Here is a 16,845-nt window from a genome sequence, read left to right as displayed (position 1 = left end):
CATCACCTTAGCACGGATATATCGCCGGTAACAAAAAAACTATATCGACGGAAAAACATGTAACATCATGGGCATGGACGAAGGCGAAGATCCGCGCACCCGCATCCTCGCGGCGACGCTGCAGCTCCTCGCGACCGGCGGACGCGACGCGGTGACCACCCGGGCAGTGGCAGCCGCCGCCGGGGTCCAGGCCCCGACGCTGTATCGCCTGTTCGGCGACAAGCGCGGCCTGCTCGACGCTGTCGCGGCCCACGGCTACGCCAGCTACCTGCGCGAGAAGCAGGCCCGGGTCCCGATCGCCGACCCCGTCGAGGACCTCCGCGCCGGCTGGGACCTGCACATCGCCTTCGGCCTGGCCAACCCGGCGATCTACACGCTGATGGCCGACCCGGCGCTGCGCCTGACCGCGGGCGACGAGGGCCGCCAGGTCCTTGCCCAGAGCATCCGCCGGATCGCCGCCGCGGGCCGGCTCCGCGTCCGCGAGCCGCACGCCGCGGAGCTCGTCCACGCCGCCGGCCTCGGCACCGTGCTGGCGCTGCTCGAGCGCCGCCCCGAGGACCGCGACCTCGATCTGTCCGCGTCGGCGCGCGAGGCCGTGATCGCGGCGATCACGACCGGCACCCCAGTCGTCCAGGCCCCGACACCCGCAGCCGCGGCCATCGCCCTGCGCGCCGTGCTGGACGACGCGGCGCCCCTCTCGCAGGCCGAGCGCGCGCTGCTCGGCGAGTGGCTCGGCCGCCTCGCCGCGCCGCGCTGACCGGCCGCACGAACGCTCACCCGCGCGTCAGCACGACCTTGCCTCGCTGCGTCCTCGTTCGGGCCGGGCGCGTCCTCGATCCAGGTCCCGAACAGGTCGGCGAGAGCCGCGGACATCGGCCGCGCAGCATACGTGCCGGCGAGCGGACGATCGACGCGGAGCACTTCCCGGGCCGCTCAGGGGCTCGAGATGGACCGAGGCGCGCCTCGACGAAATCGGGCATGTGCTTGATGCTCGTCTCGCGATTCGCCGGACTCGGCGGGGCACCGGATCGCGCAACAGGCGGCGATCCGGTCATTCGATCGATTCAGGCGAGATCGTCGCACGAGTCAGGAGACGCGCCTCGAGCTCGAGGCGGAGGGAGGGGCGGGCACGTGATTGGTCGGGTCGGAAATTTTATGGCCCATGGGACATGTCACGAGATTCGAGCGGGCAGGGATGCGGCCGCCCGAGCCTCGCGGACGGCCATCCATCCGCGCAGCGACAGGTACGCGAGCAGCAGCGGGAGCTGGTAGAGGTACGAGGTGAAACCGCCGGAGAGGATGATCAGGAGGCCGAGCAGCCCGAACAGGACCATCTGTGTGAAGGCGGCCCAGCCGCGACCGCCGCGGGTCAGGGCGCCGAGGATGGCGATCGGTGTGCCGACCGCGAACATCAGGATCCGCGCGTCGCTGGCCCACCCGACGCCGTATTGAGCAATCCGAATCCCCCGCACGACGCGAACAGGGACCGAGGATCAGCGCGGTGAGGCCGGCAGTTCGCATCGCCGGGGGGATCGGGGCGGCGATCTTGGCGGGAGCGAGCTCGACGCGCATGGCCGGATGGTAGGCGCCGAGGCTCGCCGAGACAATGGAGAGGACCGTCCTACCGCGATCCGCGGCGCAGCCGCAGACCCAGGCACTCGAGGCCGAGCAGCAGCGCGAACCATGCAGTCGCCGACCACGCGGCGTCCCACAGCGCGCGGGTGAGCCGCGGATGCGGGTCGCGGAGCTGCATGCACGCGGCGACGCAGGCCGCGAGGAGCGGGGCCGCGAGCAGGACCAGCAGCCGCCGCGCGGCGTCGCTGCGCTCGCCGGGCTCGCTCGTCGCGGGCGCGGGCGCCGTGGTCCGGCGGAGGTATGCGAGCACGACGACCAGGCCGAGCACGCTCGAGAGGTGCTGCAGCACCCGCGACAGCAGGACCGGGTGACCGAGCAGAGAGACGGTCGTCGCCGGATACAGCGCCCGCGCGGGCCACATCCACGCGTGGGTGAAGCCGTCCCACAGCTGGTGCGTCGCGGCGCCGACGAGCAGCGCGAGCAAGACGAGCAGCCAGGCGCCGAGAGTGCGGGGAAGCGGGCGCGGGCCGAGGAGGCGGGCGACGATCGGACGGGCGCGCGCCGGCGAGGTCGCGACGAGCCACGGGCCGACGATCGGCAGCAGCAGCGCCTCGACGTAGAGGAACGCGAGGAGGCCGGCCGGCAGGCACGAGCTGATCAGCCCGCGGGGATGATGCGCGGCCGCGCCGAGCGTGCCGACGAGGTACACGAGATCCGGCGCGGTGCTGCCCAGGACCAGCGCGCTGGCGGGCAAGCGGCGGGCGCCGGGCAAATGCAGCAAGGGAAGGACCGCGGCGGCGTGCGAGGGAAAGGTCAGGGGCATGCCGGTTCGGTCGACGCTCGCGGAGTCTCGCACGGCCGGGCGCGCGAGGACACCACGTTTACGCGGCTACGCGAGGGGCGTGGACGGCACGCGACGAATCGAGCGAATCCAGGAGCGCGAGCGCTCGGGCGGCTGTTGCCTGTCGTCGGTCACGAGATGTGGATCGACGATACAAGCAAGGCCCTTCCAAGGCCTTGTCGCTCCTTCGGGCTCTAGCGATTCGTGCATGTCCTATCCGGCCCGTGAAGCCGCGAGAGACGACCCATTGGTCGACGCCCGTCGTCGGGACACCCGCAAGGCGACCGGCGAGGCGCGGGCGGACGCGCTGCCGCAGCAGCTCGGCCGCTACCACGTGCTCGGGCAGGGTGGATTTTTTCATGAACGGTACCGATACGCCGCGAGCGCGACGCGCCTCGATCCGGGCGCGCGTGCAGAATGGCGACGCACGCATGTGGCATCCGAGAGGCGTGGCGCGGACGCGCGAAGGCGTGGGTCGTCCCATGGGGTGTTCCAGCCAGCGCGGGTGTGCCCGCGTCCGTGACGATCCGGGGCGGTCGACGCCGGGGTGTCACAGGGGTCGTCGCAGGGGACGGCCCAGGCCAAGACGCGCGCCTCGCGGGGCTGGAACGTTGATATCCTTGCATTTCTCGCGAGGCCCGCCGCTTGCTGAATCGGGGGCATCGGCGGCCCGCGCCGCTCCTCTCCAAAAGGTTCGATCATGTCGCACTCGATCTTCCCCCTCTTCGCCCTGTCCCTCTCGCTCCTCGCCATCGGCTGCACCACCGAGGAGACCGACCCCGACCAGACCTTCCGCACTACCACCATCGGCTGCGGCCAATGCAGTGACAGCAACTCGCCCCAGGTCGACGACTTCGAGGTCCCCGAGCTCAACGAAGACGGCGACGCGAACGGCGACAGCGTCTCGCTGGTCGGCGCGATCACCCCCGGCAACGTCCTGGTCCCGCTCGAGGCGATCGGCGACGAGCTCGTGGCCCACACGGCCGGCAGCGACGTGATGGGCCTCGAGCTGATCGGCTACAAGCTCCGCGTGAACACGCCGAACGGCCTCTTCGACCTGCTGATCACCGCCTACGAACACTACGAGTCCTGGGCCGACGGCGAGGCGGACATCTCCGCCTACGGCCTGCGCTACGCCAGCGCCGAGTACCCGACGGGCGACGGGGGGAGCGTGTGCCCCGGCTACCCGGACGACGCCGCGGTCGTCACGGTGATCGGCGGCGAGACCTACGACCGCGAGCACAAGGTGATCGCGATCCAGGGCGACGACGACTGGTTCACCCTCGCCTGCGAGGGCCAGGCCGCGTACAAGATGAAGCGCCTGAACTACGGCCCCAACCAGGACTTCCGCGCCGGCACCGACCCCGCGACGCCGGCGGAGCGAACGGCGACCCTGAAGATGATCACCGCCGACTACTGCGGCGCCGGCACGAGCTACACCGCGCAGGGCACCGAGGTCGATTGGTTCGACGTCGGCGGCACCATCCTGCCGAGCGTCCCGCCGACCGGTGCCCTGCTCGAGGCCCTCTGGACGGACACCGGCGCGGTGTGCCTCGACACGCCGCGCCTGGTGACCCGAACCGAGGTCGAGGAGGAGTGCGACCTCCCGACGTGCGACGAGATCGATCCCGACAAGTACGCGATCGTGTGGTCCACTTACATTTGAGACGGCGATGCTCCCGCAAGATCCACGCGCTGCGAGCTCGCAGGGCTCGGTCGACGCCCGCGGTCGGGACACCCTCGACCGCGAGAGCGTGAGCGGGGCCGCCGACACCGTGAGCTCGCAGGGCTCGGTCGACGCCCGCCGCCGGGGCACCTTCGACCGCGAGAGCATGAGCGAGGCGGCCGGCGACGCGCGGGCGGACGCGCTGCCGCAGCAGCTCGGCCGCTACCACGTGCTCGGGCGCCTCGGCAGCGGCGGCATGGGCGTGGTCTACAGCGCCTACGATCCAGACCTCGACCGGCGGGTCGCGGTCAAGCTCCTGCGCCCCGATCACCGCGGCCGCGACTCGCAGATCCGCCTGCTGCGCGAGGCGCAGGCGCTGGCCCGGCTGTCGCATCCGAACGTCGTGCAGGTCTACGACACCGGGGCGCTCGGGGAGCAGGTCTTCATCGCCATGGAGTTCGTCCGCGGCGTCGACCTCCACACCTGGCTGGCCGGCCAGCGCAGCGTCGAGGAGATCCTGCGCAACTTCGTCGCCGCCGGTCGCGGCCTCGCGGCGGCCCACGACGCCGGCCTGGTCCACCGCGACTTCAAGCCGGAGAACGTGCTGGTCGGCGAGGACGGGCGGGTGTGCGTCGCCGACTTCGGCCTCGCCCGCGACGACGGCGCCGTGGCGGTCGAGGGCGGCTCCGGCGTCTCGCGGCCGCTCGACCTGTCGCTCACCGTCACCGGCGTCCTGCTCGGCACGCCGACCTATATGTCGCCCGAGCAGCACGAGGGGCGGGTAGCCGACGCGCGCTCGGACCAGTTCAGCTTCTGCGTCGCGCTGTGGGAGGCGCTCTACGGCGCGCGGCCGTTCGCCGGCGACAACCACGCGGCGCTCGCCACCGCGGTGCGGCTCGGGCAGATCCGGGACCCGCCGGCCGACGCCCGCGCGCCGCGGCGCTTCGCCGCCGTGCTCCGCCGCGGTTTGGCGGTCGACCCGGCGCAGCGCTACCCGAACATGCACGCGCTGCTCGCCGCCCTCGCGCCGGCGTCCCGCCGCGGGCGCGTCGTCGCCGGGCTCGCGCTCGTCGGCCTGGTCGGCGGGGCCGGGCTCGCGTTCGCGGACTGGCGCGCGCGCGTGGCCGAGGCGTGCAGCGGCGGTGCCGTCGAGGTCGCCGCGGTCTGGAGCGACGCCGATCACGGCGCAGTGCAGCAGGTGCTCGCCGGCGGACCCGACCCCGAGCTCGCCGGCCGCGTCGTCGCTGGCCTGGACACCTACGCGGCCGCATGGGCCGGGGCGCACCGCGAGGCGTGCCTGGCTCACCGCCGCGGCGAGCAGTCGAGCGGGTTGCTCGACGCCCGCATGCGCTGCCTGCACGGGCGGCGGGTCGCCCTCGCCAGCGCGGCGCGCCTGCTGTCGGTGCGCAGCGAGTCGCCGCCCGACGCGGCCCAGGTCGTCGCGCGCCTGCCCTCCGTCGCGCCCTGCAGCGACGTGGGAGTCGTCATGGCCGAGCTGCCGCCGCCGGAGGACCCCGCGGTCGCGGCCGCGGTCGCCGGGGTCGAGGAGCGGCTCGCGGGCGCGCGCACTCTGGCGTACGCGGGCGAGTTCGCGGCCGCCGAGGCGACCGCCGAGGCCGCGGTCGGCGAGGCGCGGGCGCTCGAGTACCCGCCCTTGCTGGCCGCGAGCCTGCTGACCCTGGGGGCGATCGAGATGGACCGTCCGGGAGGCGACGCCGAGGCGGCGGAGCACCTCGACGAGGCGACGGCCGTGGGCCTCGCCGCGCGCCACGACGCCGTCGCCGCCGAGTCGCTCGCGCGGCAGGTCTTCGTCGAGGTCGCCGGCCTCGGCCGCACCGAGGTCGCGCGGTCCCAGGTACCGCTGGCCCGCGCGCTCGCCCAGCGCCTGCCGGATCCCGCGGCCGCGCTGGCCCGCGCCTATCACAACGAGGGCGTCATGCACAAAGCCGCTGCGGACCAGCCGCGCGCGCTCGAGGCCTTCACCCGCGCCGTCGCCGAGGCCGATCGCGCCACCGACGTCGACCCGATCGAGCGCGCCAATTACCTCGCGTCACTGGCGAGCGTGACCGAAGACCCGCAGCGCCGCGAGGCGCTGCTGGCCCGGAACGAGGCCGAGCTCACCGCGCTGCTCGGCCCGATGCACCCGCGTGTCCTGTCTCGCCGGCTGTTCCGCGCCCGCTGGACGCGCGACCTCGCGGCGGCGCGTGAGGAGGTGCAGGCGATCTGCGCCGCGCTGCGCGAGCGGACCCCCGAAGACATCGAGCGTCACGCGAGTTGCAACTACATGCTCGGCCACATCGAGGCGCGGCTCGGCCGGACGGAAGAGGCCGGCGCGGCGCTCGAGGAGACCCGGCGCTTCGCGGCCGGCCTGCCTGCCGAACACCACAACCACCTGCTCGCGCGCGGGGCCGAGGCGCTGGCAGCCGTGCTCGCGGGGGAGCACGTCAAGGCCGTCGCCGCCGTCGACGCGGGCGTGGCGGAGTTCGGTCGCTACGGCGACCTCCCGTGGATCGCCGCCGAGCTGGCGGAGCTCGAGCTGACGCGCGGCCGCGCCTTGCTGGCCCTGCAGCGCCGCGACGAGGCGATCGCCGCCTTGCAGCGCGCCGTCGCCGGCCTGTCCGCGCCGCACCCCGGGCAGGGCTTCACCCTCACGCAGCTGTGGCTCGCCGACGCCCGCGCCCTGCTCGTCGAGGCGGGGGTCGCCCCCTGAGGTCGCCCGGAGCAACGGCGCGAGGCCTTTGCGGTCGACGCGCGCTCGCCTCGAACTGCGCTCTGCGCGGCGCTTGCCGTCGCGCGCCCGGCTGATCCACCATGTCGCGCCGATGAACCGGCGTTCCGAGGAGACCGTGTCGTTGGAGCACAGCGCGCCGCGCCGCGCCGCGCCGCGGGTCGCCCGGCTCACGATCGTGTTCCCGCCCGGCCTCAAGGCATCGTTCGCGCTCGGCGAGCAGGAGACTGTCCTCGGCCGCGGTGACGGCGGGCTGGCCGTGGTGCACCAGACCGTGTCGCGGCGTCACGCCGCGATCCGCTGGGATGACGTCGCCGGCCGTCACGCAGTGCGCGACCTCGACAGCCGCAACGGCACCTGGCTCGCCGGCCAGCGCTTGCAGGGTCCGCCGCGCTACATGGACGACGGCGCGGTGCTGCGGATCGGCGATGTCCTCGCGGTCTACGAGCGCCAGGACGGCGCCGTCGTCGACCCGCCGCAGGTCTCGCGCAGCGAGCTGGCTGGCGAGGCGCTGTCGATGCAGGTCCTGCGGGCCGCGGTCGCCCGCGCGGCGGTCGATCCCTCGCCCGCGCTCGTGCTCGGCGAGACCGGCGTCGGCAAGGAGCGCGTCGCCGGCGAGCTGCACCGCCTGAGCGGCCGCCGGGGGCCGCTGCTGTCGATCAACTGCTCGGCCCTGGCCGCCCACCTGGTCGAGAGCCAGCTGTTCGGCCACGTCCGCGGCGCCTTCACCGGGGCGACCGGCGAGCACGCGGGCCTGTTCCGGGCGGCCAGCGGCGGCACCCTGTTCCTCGACGAGTTCGGCGAGCTCCCGCTCGACCTGCAGCCCAAGCTGCTGCGCGCCGTCGAGCTCGGCGAGGTGCTCGCGGTCGGCAGCACGCAGCGCCATCAGGTCGACGTGCGCCTGATCGCCGCGACCAACCGCTCGCTGCTCGAGGAGGTCGAGGCCGGCCGGTTCCGCCGCGACCTCTACGCCCGCTTCGCCCTGTGGGAGCTGCGCGTGCCGACGCTCGCGGCCCGCCGGGTCGACCTCCTCGACTGGATCGACCGCCTGCACCGCACCTGGTCCGAGCAGCGCGGCCGCGGCCAGCCGGCCCGCCTCGAGTTCAAGGTCGGCGCCGCCGAGCAGCTCCTGCTCGCGCCCTGGCGCGACAACCTGCGCGGCCTCCAGCGCTGCGTGCACGAGCTCGCCGGTCGCGCCGAGGACGGCCCGATCGCCGCGACCGACCTGCCGGCCTGGCTGCGCGCCTCGACGGTCCCCGAGGACCGCTCGCGGCCCGGCGCGGCCGCTCCGGACAGGGCTGTCCTCGAGGACAGGTCAAAGGGCCGGCCGGTGAGCACGGACCCAGGACATGTCCCCGAGGACAGGCCGGGCTCCAGCGAGCCCACGCCGCCCGGGGCTCCCCCGGAGTCTTACCGACTGCAGCGGGTCCCGCGGCCGCGGCCGACCCGCGAGGAGCTGCAGGCCGCGCTCGAGGCCCACGGCTGGAGCATCCGCGCGACGGCCCGCCACTTCGACCGCGAGCGCAAGCAGATCAGCCGCTGGATCGAGATGTACAACCTCACCGTGCTGACCCCCGACGAGGACTGAGCCCGGCGAGGCTCCGGTCCAGCGATCGTGCTCGGCTTGAGCGCGATCCGAACGCCGGAGACGAGGAGGCCGCGGCCATGTCGCCGCGGCCTCGGCTGTCCGCCGCATGCCTTCCGTGGGGAAGGACGGAGCATCACGGGTCGAGCGGACAAAGCAGCGAGCTGGTCTTCGACAGCAAGCCCTCGTTCTCCACCGTGCCGTCCAGGTCCATCCACTGGAAGTGCGCCACGCTGGTCAGCTGCGAGCTGAAGCTCAACCGCACCTTGCCGTCGAGGCAGCCGGGAGTCAGGGTGTTGTCCTGGTAGATTCGCACGTTGCCCGAGATGCTCTCGAGCGTCAGCTCGCTCTCGCAAACGGTCCCGCCCAGGTTGGGATAGGTGTACTTCGCGGTGCCGGTGCCGCCGAGGCAGTTGATGACGATCCGGGTCTCGTGGTCGTACGTGGGATCGCCGCCGACGTACACCGCGAGCCCTTCCCAGGCCCCGGGCACGTACACGGACGCGAGGGCGACGGCGGGGAGCATCAACGAGAGGAGGGCGAGCGCAGCGAATGCTTTTCTTTTCATGGCCGAATCTTTCTTCATGACGTATGGGTTTGGTCGCCGCGGTCGCCGCTGTCGGGGCGGTGCCCCCGAGGCGAAAGACCGGAGCGACTCGCCCATCGAGAGCAAGCGCCGGGCCGGGAGGACCGCCTTGATTTTCTTGGGGTCCTCGGCCCATACGCGTGAACTTTTCATGACGTGCACGGGGTTGTCCCATGGGGCGTCGCATGGGCAGCCGGCTCCCGATGTTGATGCCAACCAGCAGACTCAGGGCGACCGACACGCGGGGGCCTCGGTGCTCGCGTCATCCAGGGTCGGAGACCATCGACAGGAGATGCATTGCGTCGTTCCGGCATTGCTCGACGAGATGGCCGAGCTCCAAGCTGCCTACGGGGCAACCGAGGACGCCGCTCTCTTGGAGGCGCGGCTCACGGCCAGGCCCGAGCTTACCGCTCGGGACGAGGCGCTCCTCCGTGCGAATCGAGGCCGACGACTCCCATCTCCCCCCGAGCTCCACCTCCGTCGGCGACGCGAGCGTGAAGCGCCGGGTTCGTCGCGTCCCATGTCTAGCGTGATCGGGAGTTCGACAGGTCTGGACCACGGACCGCGAATTCGCGGGCACTTCGTCGGCGGTGATTCACCGCAATCATGAGCGGGACCTTCGTGACGCGGCCCGTCGGCGCTACTGCGCGCGCGCGTAGTGGCTCGGGGCCTGGCCCACGTGGCGGCTGAAGGCGGTGCTGAAGGTGCTCGCAGAGGCGTAGCCGACGCGTTCGGCGACCTCGGCGAGGCCGAGGTCCTGGCGGCGGAGCAGGTCTTTCGCCACGGCCATGCGCCAGGCGAGCAGGTACCCCATCGGCGGCAGGCCCACGGACTGCGTGAAGCGCTCGAAGAACGCCGAGCGCGACAGCGCCGCGGTCTTGGCCAGCTGGGCCACCGTCCACGGTCGCGCCAGCTGGCCGTGCATCTGCCGGATCGCCGGCGCCAGTCGGGCGTCGGTCAGGCCGCGCAGCAGCCCCGGCGGCGCGTCCTCACCCGCGGTCGACCGCAGCGCTTCGATGAGGAGCACCTCCACGAGTCGCGCGAGCACGAGGTCGCGGCCCGACCGCCGCTCCCGCGATTCGTCGCCGACCAGCCGCACCAGCAGCGAGAGCCGCTCCACGCCGCGGATGTGCATCACCGCCGGCAGCAGCGAGACCAGGAGGGTCGCGTCGGGCGAGCCGAAGGCGAAGTAGCCGCCGAGCAGGCGCACGTCGGGCCGCCCGCCGCGCGTGCCGTGGCGGACCTCCTGCGTCGGCGCGGGCGTCACCTTGGGGTCGATGCGCTCGGGCTTCGCCGGCTCGAAGCCCGACATGGTGAAGCCCGGCGTCGCCGGCAGGAGCACGAAGTCGCCGGCCGCGAGGGTGAGGGGGCGGTGGCCGTCGACCGCGAGGCGACAGCTGCCCTCCAGCACCGTGCAGAAGCTCGGCTGGCCGAACTCCGAGTAGCGGACGGCCCAGCGACCGGCGCCGCTGATCGGCTTCGAGAACACTGCGCGCGGCTGCAGCAACGCGATGACTTCCGAGAGTGGGTCGTTCATGTCTGGACGCTCGCAAACGAAATGTGGACTTCGTAGGATAGATCGTCCGGATCGCGGCCGCTACAGTCGACGTCATGAAGACCGTGCTCATCACTGGTTGCTCCTCTGGTTATGGCCTCGAGACCGCGCGCCACTTCCACGCCCAGGGCTGGAACGTGGTCGCCACCATGCGGACGCCGCGCGAGGACGTCCTGCCGCGGTCGGAGCGGCTGCGCGTGCTGGCGCTCGACGTGACGCAGCCCGACAGCATCGCGGCCGCGCTGGCAGCGAGCGGGCCCGTCGACGTCCTCGTCAACAACGCGGGGATCGGGGCGCTCGGGGCCTTCGAGGCGACGCCGATGGCCCTGGCGCGCCAGGTGTTCGAGACCAACACCTTCGGCGTGATGGCGATGACGCAGGCGGTGCTGCCGCAGTTGCGCGCGCGCAGGTCGGGCGTGGTGGTCAACGTGACCTCGACCGTGACCATGACGCCGATGCCGCTGGTGGCCGTGTACACCGCGAGCAAGACGGCCATCGAGGGCTTCACCGCCTCGCTCGCGCACGAGCTCGAGGCCTTCGACGTCCGGGTCAAGCTGGTCGAGCCGGGCTACGGCCCGACCACGCGCTTCACGAGCAACGGCACGCGCCCGGAGACGCTGATCCCCGCGGCGTACGCACCGTTCGCGCAGCGCGTCTTCGCTGCGTTCAGCCAGCCGGCCGCGGTGACGACCGAGGCCGACGTGGCCGAGGCGGTGTACCGCGCCGCGACCGACACGTCCGGCCAGCTCCGCTTCCCCGCCGGCGCCGACGCGGTGGCGCTGGCCCGCGGCCGCGGGTGACGGCGAGCGATCCGTCGCGACCTCGACGTGACCCGCGGCGCGGCGGCCCGGCGAGCGGTCCTCCGTCTGTCATGATTCACGGACATTGATAAGACGGCGATCCATGGTGGCACCGCGCGCGGCGTCGTCGCGAAACGCTGGATTGATGCGTGCCACCATTGATCCGCGCACGCGAGCGCGACGTACAGCGCTGTCGAGAGGTCGGCGCCGGTCGCGGCGGCCCTGCGGCGGTACCGCCGGTCTCGTTGTGGGCAGTGTGGTCTTGCGTCCGAGCGCATGGGAGCCTGTAGTCCGATCAGCGGAGGGCAGCGCCCGCGAGCGCGCCGTGTCGCGCGGGCTTCTATGGCACAATCAAGCCCCCCCCGTGCACGAACGACGATCCGAGGAGCGCCCCGGCTTGTCCGGATTTCGCGTCGTGGAGCCGCTCGTCTCGCGCGCGCAGTGGCAGATCGTGCGTGCGGCCCGCGAGGACGGAGAGGTCCTGCTGCTGAAGATGTCGGCCGGCGACGACGCGACCGTGGGTGTCCTCGCCGAGCTGGAGCGGGAGCACGCGGTGACGCGGGCCCTCGCCGCGCCCGGCGTCCTCGGGACGCGAGGCGTCGAGCGCCACGGGTCGCGGCTCGTGCTGGTCTACGACGCGTTCGCCGGCGCGCCGGTGCGGGTCGGCGATCCGCGCTGGCGCGACGAGGCGGCGATCCTCGAGCTCGCCATCGCCGCGACCGAGGCGCTCGTCCACCTGCACGCGGCCGGAGCGATTCACTCGAGCCTGAGCCCCGCGGCGCTGTGGGTCGACGCCGGCGGGACGGTCAAGCTCACCGAGCTCGCGCGGGCCAGCGTGCCCGGGCTGCCCGGGCCCGCGGTGGCCGACGCGCTGTCGGGGCCGATCGAATTCATCGCCCCCGAGCAGAGCGGGCGCACGCGCAGCAACCCCGACGCCCGCGCCGATCTCTACGCCCTCGGCGCGGTGCTCTACGCCCTCCTGGGCGGCGCGCCGCTGTTTCACGGCGAGGACCCGCTCGAGCTCCTCCACGCCCACCTGACCCGGATCCCCGAGCCGCTCGTCGGCCGCGCGCCGCACGTGTCGCCGGCGCTGGCGACGATCGTCCACACGCTGCTGGCCAAGAACCCGGAGGACCGCTACGCCGGGGCCGCGGCGCTCCTGCTCGACCTCAAGGCCGTCGCCGCGCATCCGGCCGACGCGCCGTTCGTGCCTCGCCGCGAGGGCGCGGCGGCCCCGCTGCGCCTGCCGGACAGCCTCTACGGCCGCGACGACGCGCGTCGACGGCTGCGCCAGGCGTTCGCCCGCGCGGCCGACGGCGACAGCGCGGTCTGCCTGCTCGCGGCGCCCTCGGGCGGCGGCAAGACGGCGCTCGTGCACGACCTCGCGGCCGACGTCGCCGACATCGCCCGCTTCGCGGCCGGCAAGTTCGAGCCCGAGCGCAGCAGCGAGCCGTTCTCGGCGCTGACGCAGGCGCTCGGCGGTCTCTTGAGACATGCCCTTTCGAGCAGGGAGTCCGAGGTCGCCGCCTGGCGCGAGCGGCTGCGGCGCGGCGTCGGCACCGGTCTGCCGGTGATCGCCGAGCTGCTGCCGGAGGTCGAGGCGATCGTCGGCGTGCAGCCGGCGCCGGCGCCCCTGTCGGCCAACGAGCGCCTGCAGCGGCTGCAGTTGACGCTGCAGCGCTTCATCGCCTGCTTCACCGCGGCCGAGCGGCCGCTCGTGCTGTTCCTCGACGACCTGCAGTGGGCCGACGCGGCCAGCCTGCGCCTGTGCGAGGCGCTGGCGGCGAGCGTCGAGGTGCGGCACCTGCTCGTGATCGAGGCCTTCCGCGACAACGAGGTCGCGACCACTCCGCAGCTGCAGTCCCACCTCGCCGCGCTGCGGGGCGCGACGCCGGCGCCGGCGGAGATCGTGCTCGGGGCGCTCGACGTCGAGGACATCGAGCAGCTGCTCCGCGACGCGCTCGGCGGCAGCGGCTCGCTGCGGCCGCTCGCGGAGGAGATGCTGCGCCGGACCGGCGGCAACCCGCTGTTCGTCCGCGAGTACCTGCGCTTCGTCCACCGCGAGGCCCGCCTGCGCTTCGACGCCGACGCGGGCACGTGGACCTGGGCGCTCGCGCGGGTCGACGCCGCCAGCGTCCCCGAGACCATCGCCGAGCTGTTCGGCGCCACCCTCCGCAAGCTGCCCCCGTCCACCCTGCAGGCGGTCAAGGTCGCGGCCTGCATCGGCACTCGCTTCGACGTCGACCTCCTGGCCGAGGTCCTCGGCTGCGATCCGTCCGAGGCCGTCCTGCGCCTCGAACCCGCGCTCGCCCTCGACCTCGTCGCCGAGGCCGATCCGTCGGCCATGCGCTTCTTCCACGACCGCGTGCGCCAGACCGCCGACGCGCTCGTCGACGAGGAGCTCCGCCCCGCGCTGCACCTCGCCATCGCCCGCGTCCTGCTCGCCCGGGTCGACGCCGCCGGCGAGTCGCCCGAGGCGCTGTTCGACCTCGTCGCCCACCTCCGCCACGCCGAGCCCGAGCTGCACGACCCGTCGCTGCGCCGCCGCGCCGCCGAGCTGCACTTGCACGCCGCCCGCCGCGCCCGCACCAGCGCCAGCTACGACGCCGCGCTCGCCCACACCCTCGGCGGCCTGTTGCTGCTGCGGAGCCGCGAGGCCCGGGAGGCGACGAGCTGGATCGCCGGCGACGCGCTCTGCTTCGGCCTGCACTTCGAGCAGGCCAACTGCGAGTACCTGCGCGGCGCCTTCGACCGCGCCGACGCCTGCCTCGACGCGCTCGCCGCCCGCGAGCTGTCGCCGCACGAGCGGGCCCACGTGCAGGCGCTGCGCGTGACCGTCCACGTCACGACCGGGCGGATCCACGCCGCGATCGAGGCCGGTCGCCAGGGCCTGCAGCTCCTCGGCGTCGAGCTGCCGGAGGGCGCCGAGGCGCGCAAGGCGGCGGTCGCGGCCGAGCTGGCGGCGATCCAGGACGAGCTGGCGAACCGACCCTTCCTCGCGTTGATGGACGCCCCGCCGCTGCAGGAGCCCGACCTCCGCGCGGCGCTCGAGATCCTGCAAGAGCTGCTGACGCCGGCCAACATGACGATGCCGGACCTGTACGCGCTGCTGATCACCAAGCAGGTGCGGCTCACCATGGATCACGGGCTCACCGACCTGTCGGCGTTCACCTACGTGATCTTCGGCTTCTTCCTCGCCACCGTGCGCCGCAGCTACATCGAGGCGGAGGCGTTCGGCCGCTTCGCGCTCGAGCTCAACGAGGGCCGCGGCAGCGCCGAGCTGCGCTGCCGGCTCGGCTTCGTGTTCGCCTCGTACACCCACTTCTCGCGCTCGCTCGCGGAGGTGGTGAGCGACCTCCAGCGCGCGCGTCGCGACGGCCTCGAGTCGGGCGACTACAACTACCTGTCGTTCGCGTGCAGCCACCAGATCATCGCCATGCTGAGCCTCGGCCGCCCGCTGGCCGAGGTCGCGACGGCCACCGACGAGGCGCTGGTGTTGATGGAGCGGACCCGCGTGGCGTCGTCGCGGGCGGTGCTGACCGTCGCGCGCCAGTTCGTCGCCGCGCTGGCCGGCGACACCGTCGCCCCGCACGCGCTGTCGGACGCCGGCTTCGACGAGGAGTCGTTCCGCGAGCGCCTGCGCCGCGACAGCCTGACCTTCGCGCTGCGCTGGTACTACATCGCCAAGCTGCAGCTCGGCGTGTTGCTCGGCCGCCCCGAGGAGGCGCTCGCCCTGCTGCGCGAGGTCGGCCCGGTGATCCAGGCCGGCTACGGCTTCTACTTCACCACCGAGCTGCCGCTGTTCGGAGCGCTCGCGGCGGCCGCGGCGGTGGGTCGCTCCTTGAGCGTCGACGAGGCCTTGCGAGCGTGGATCGATCCGTTCCACGACCAGCTCGTCGAGTGGTCCGAGTTCGCCCCCGAGACCTACGAGCACCGCGCGCGGCTCGTCGCCGCCGAGCGCGCGCGGCTGTGCGGCGACGACGAGCGCGCCAGCGCGGCCTACGACGACGCGCTCCGGCTCGCCGTCGAGAACGGGTTCTCGTGGCACGCCGCGCTCGCGGCCGAGCTCGCGGGGCGCCACTTCATCGCCCGCGGCCGGGTCCAGATCGGCCAGATGCTCCTGCGCGACGCCAGCGAGCGCTACGCCCGCTGGGGCGCCCACCCCAAGGCCGCGCAGCTGCGCCGGGACCTGCCGCACGTCGCCGCGGTCGAGCCGACGGCGGCCTTCGTCACCCGCGCCGCCCAGGCCGAGCTCGACCTCCGCAGCGTCCTGCGCGCCTCGCAGGCGTTCGCCGCCGAGCTCCGGTTCGAGGACCTGATCCACACCGTCATGCGGATCGTCGTCCTCACCGCCGGGGCGTCCCGCGGCGTGCTCGTGCTGCAGGAGCACCACGGCCTCGCGGTCGTCGGCGAGTTCGCGGCCGACGACGGCGCCCGCACCCAGCTCGCCCTCCAGCCGCTCGAGGCCTGCCCGCACGTCCCCGCGGTCCCGATCCGCCTGGCCTTCCGGACAGGCCAGCTCGTCACCCTCGACGACCCCGACGCCGCGGCCGCGCTCGCGTCCGACCCGGTGATCGCCAGGCTGCGCCCGCGCTCGCTGCTGTGCCTGCCGCTCGCGCTCCGCGGCCAGCGGCTGGGCGCGCTCTACCTCGAGAACCGCGTCACCGCCGGCGCCTTCACCCCGGCGCGCATCGAGACGCTCAACCTCCTGAGCTCGCAGATCGCCATCTCGATCGAGCACGCGCGCCTGGTCGCGCGGCTGCAGGAGGCGCGCGAGGCCGCCGAGTCGGCGAGCCGGGCCAAGAGCACCTTCCTCGCCAACATGAGCCACGAGCTGCGCACGCCGCTCAACGCGATCATCGGCTACAGCGAGCTGCTGTCCGAGGTCGCCGAGGAGCGCGGCGACGTCGACCTGCTGGCCGACACCGGGCGGATCCGCCGCGCCGGCTCGCACCTGCTCGGGCTCATCAGCGACATCCTCGACCTGTCGAAGATCGAGGCCGACAAGCTCGAGATCTCGGTCCAGAGCTTCGCGGTCGCCCCGCTGGTGGACGAGGTCGCCGACGCGGTGCGGCCGCTGATGCAGCGCGCCGGCAATGCGTTCGCGGTCGAGGTCGCGGACGCGCCGGGCGACATGCGCAGCGATCCGGTGCGCGTGCGCCAGGTGCTGCTCAACCTGCTCAGCAACGCCGCCAAGTTCACCCAGGCCGGCACAGTGACGTTGCGGGTGCGTCGCGACGGCGAGCGAATGACGTTCGCCGTCGACGACACCGGCATCGGCATGACCGCCGAGGAGACGCAGCGGGTGTTCGAGGCGTTCCACCAGGCCGACAGCTCGGCCGCGCGGCGCGCCGGCGGCACCGGCCTCGGTCTGACGATCACGCGTCGCCTCTGTGAGATGCTCGGCGGGCGAATCTCCGTCGTCAGCACACCCGGTCAGGGGTCGGTGTTCACGATCGAGCTCCCCGCGACGAGCCCCGGCGCGCTCATCGGCGCGTGAACCGGGTAT

Annotated in this window: 10 protein-coding genes; 6 read left to right on the top strand and 4 right to left on the bottom strand. The window is 73.4% G+C overall.

Going from position 1 to position 16,845, the window contains the following annotated elements; translation table 11 throughout:
- Nucleotides 1-73: 73 nt before the first annotated feature.
- On the top strand, nt 74-757 hold the full coding sequence (locus tag O0S08_RS36800) for a TetR/AcrR family transcriptional regulator (protein ID WP_269034137.1): 684 nt from the start codon (nt 74-76) through the stop codon (nt 755-757).
- 415 nt (nt 758-1,172) lie between these two features.
- Here the strand turns inward: O0S08_RS36800 and O0S08_RS36795 are convergent, their stop codons facing one another.
- Nucleotides 1,173-1,472, bottom strand: coding sequence for a hypothetical protein (locus tag O0S08_RS36795; RefSeq protein WP_269034136.1), 300 nt, complete (start codon nt 1,470-1,472; stop codon nt 1,173-1,175).
- 149 nt (nt 1,473-1,621) lie between these two features.
- On the bottom strand, nt 1,622-2,398 hold the full coding sequence (locus O0S08_RS36790; protein ID WP_269034135.1) for a DUF4184 family protein: 777 nt from the start codon (nt 2,396-2,398) through the stop codon (nt 1,622-1,624).
- Nucleotides 2,399-3,116: 718 nt separating this feature from the next.
- Between O0S08_RS36790 and O0S08_RS36785 the strand changes: the two genes are divergently transcribed.
- From O0S08_RS36785 to O0S08_RS36775, 3 genes are all read left to right on the top strand, one after another.
- On the top strand, nt 3,117-4,082 hold the full coding sequence (locus O0S08_RS36785) for an ADYC domain-containing protein (RefSeq protein ID WP_269034134.1): 966 nt from the start codon (nt 3,117-3,119) through the stop codon (nt 4,080-4,082).
- Between the two features lie 7 nt (nt 4,083-4,089).
- Nucleotides 4,090-6,792, top strand: coding sequence for a serine/threonine-protein kinase (locus O0S08_RS36780; RefSeq protein WP_269034133.1), 2,703 nt, complete (start codon nt 4,090-4,092; stop codon nt 6,790-6,792).
- A gap of 112 nt (nt 6,793-6,904) precedes the next feature.
- Nucleotides 6,905-8,398 (top strand): FHA and sigma-54 interaction domain-containing protein, encoded by a 1,494-nt coding sequence (locus O0S08_RS36775; RefSeq protein WP_269034132.1) that lies wholly within the window; start codon nt 6,905-6,907, stop codon nt 8,396-8,398.
- A 133-nt stretch (nt 8,399-8,531) separates the two neighbouring features.
- On the opposite strand, the gene O0S08_RS36770 is transcribed toward O0S08_RS36775, so the two are convergent.
- A complete protein-coding gene (locus tag O0S08_RS36770; RefSeq protein WP_269034131.1) occupies nt 8,532-8,963 on the bottom strand; it encodes a hypothetical protein in 432 nt (143 codons plus the stop codon).
- A gap of 658 nt (nt 8,964-9,621) precedes the next feature.
- Nucleotides 9,622-10,518 (bottom strand): AraC family transcriptional regulator, encoded by an 897-nt coding sequence (locus tag O0S08_RS36765; RefSeq protein WP_269034130.1) that lies wholly within the window; start codon nt 10,516-10,518, stop codon nt 9,622-9,624.
- 74 nt (nt 10,519-10,592) lie between these two features.
- On the opposite strand from O0S08_RS36765, the gene O0S08_RS36760 reads away from it, so the two are divergent.
- The gene (locus tag O0S08_RS36760; protein ID WP_269034129.1) at nt 10,593-11,336 is read left to right on the top strand and encodes an SDR family oxidoreductase; all 744 of its coding nucleotides are present in this window, start codon (nt 10,593-10,595) and stop codon (nt 11,334-11,336) included.
- Between the two features lie 397 nt (nt 11,337-11,733).
- The gene (locus O0S08_RS36755; RefSeq protein WP_269034128.1) at nt 11,734-16,836 is read left to right on the top strand and encodes an AAA family ATPase; all 5,103 of its coding nucleotides are present in this window, start codon (nt 11,734-11,736) and stop codon (nt 16,834-16,836) included.
- The last annotated feature ends 9 nt before the right edge of the window (nt 16,837-16,845 follow it).

Source organism: Nannocystis punicea (genome assembly GCF_026965555.1).
Classification (GTDB): Bacteria; Myxococcota_A; Polyangia; order Nannocystales; family Nannocystaceae; genus Nannocystis; species Nannocystis punicea.
This window is presented reverse-complemented; position numbering and strand designations above follow the sequence as displayed.

What these genes read in the sequence shown, in the direction of transcription:
- O0S08_RS36780 (WP_269034133.1), top strand. Translation starts at nt 4,090, where the DNA reads ATGCTCCCGCAAGATCCACGCGCTGCGAGCTCGCAGGGCTCGGTCGAC.
- O0S08_RS36765 (WP_269034130.1), bottom strand. Translation starts at nt 10,518, where the DNA reads ATGAACGACCCACTCTCGGAAGTCATCGCGTTGCTGCAGCCGCGCGCA.
- O0S08_RS36790 (WP_269034135.1), bottom strand. Translation starts at nt 2,398, where the DNA reads ATGCCCCTGACCTTTCCCTCGCACGCCGCCGCGGTCCTTCCCTTGCTG.
- O0S08_RS36775 (WP_269034132.1), top strand. Translation starts at nt 6,905, where the DNA reads ATGAACCGGCGTTCCGAGGAGACCGTGTCGTTGGAGCACAGCGCGCCG.
- O0S08_RS36800 (WP_269034137.1), top strand. Translation starts at nt 74, where the DNA reads ATGGACGAAGGCGAAGATCCGCGCACCCGCATCCTCGCGGCGACGCTG.
- O0S08_RS36760 (WP_269034129.1), top strand. Translation starts at nt 10,593, where the DNA reads ATGAAGACCGTGCTCATCACTGGTTGCTCCTCTGGTTATGGCCTCGAG.
- O0S08_RS36770 (WP_269034131.1), bottom strand. Translation starts at nt 8,963, where the DNA reads ATGAAAAGAAAAGCATTCGCTGCGCTCGCCCTCCTCTCGTTGATGCTC.
- O0S08_RS36785 (WP_269034134.1), top strand. Translation starts at nt 3,117, where the DNA reads ATGTCGCACTCGATCTTCCCCCTCTTCGCCCTGTCCCTCTCGCTCCTC.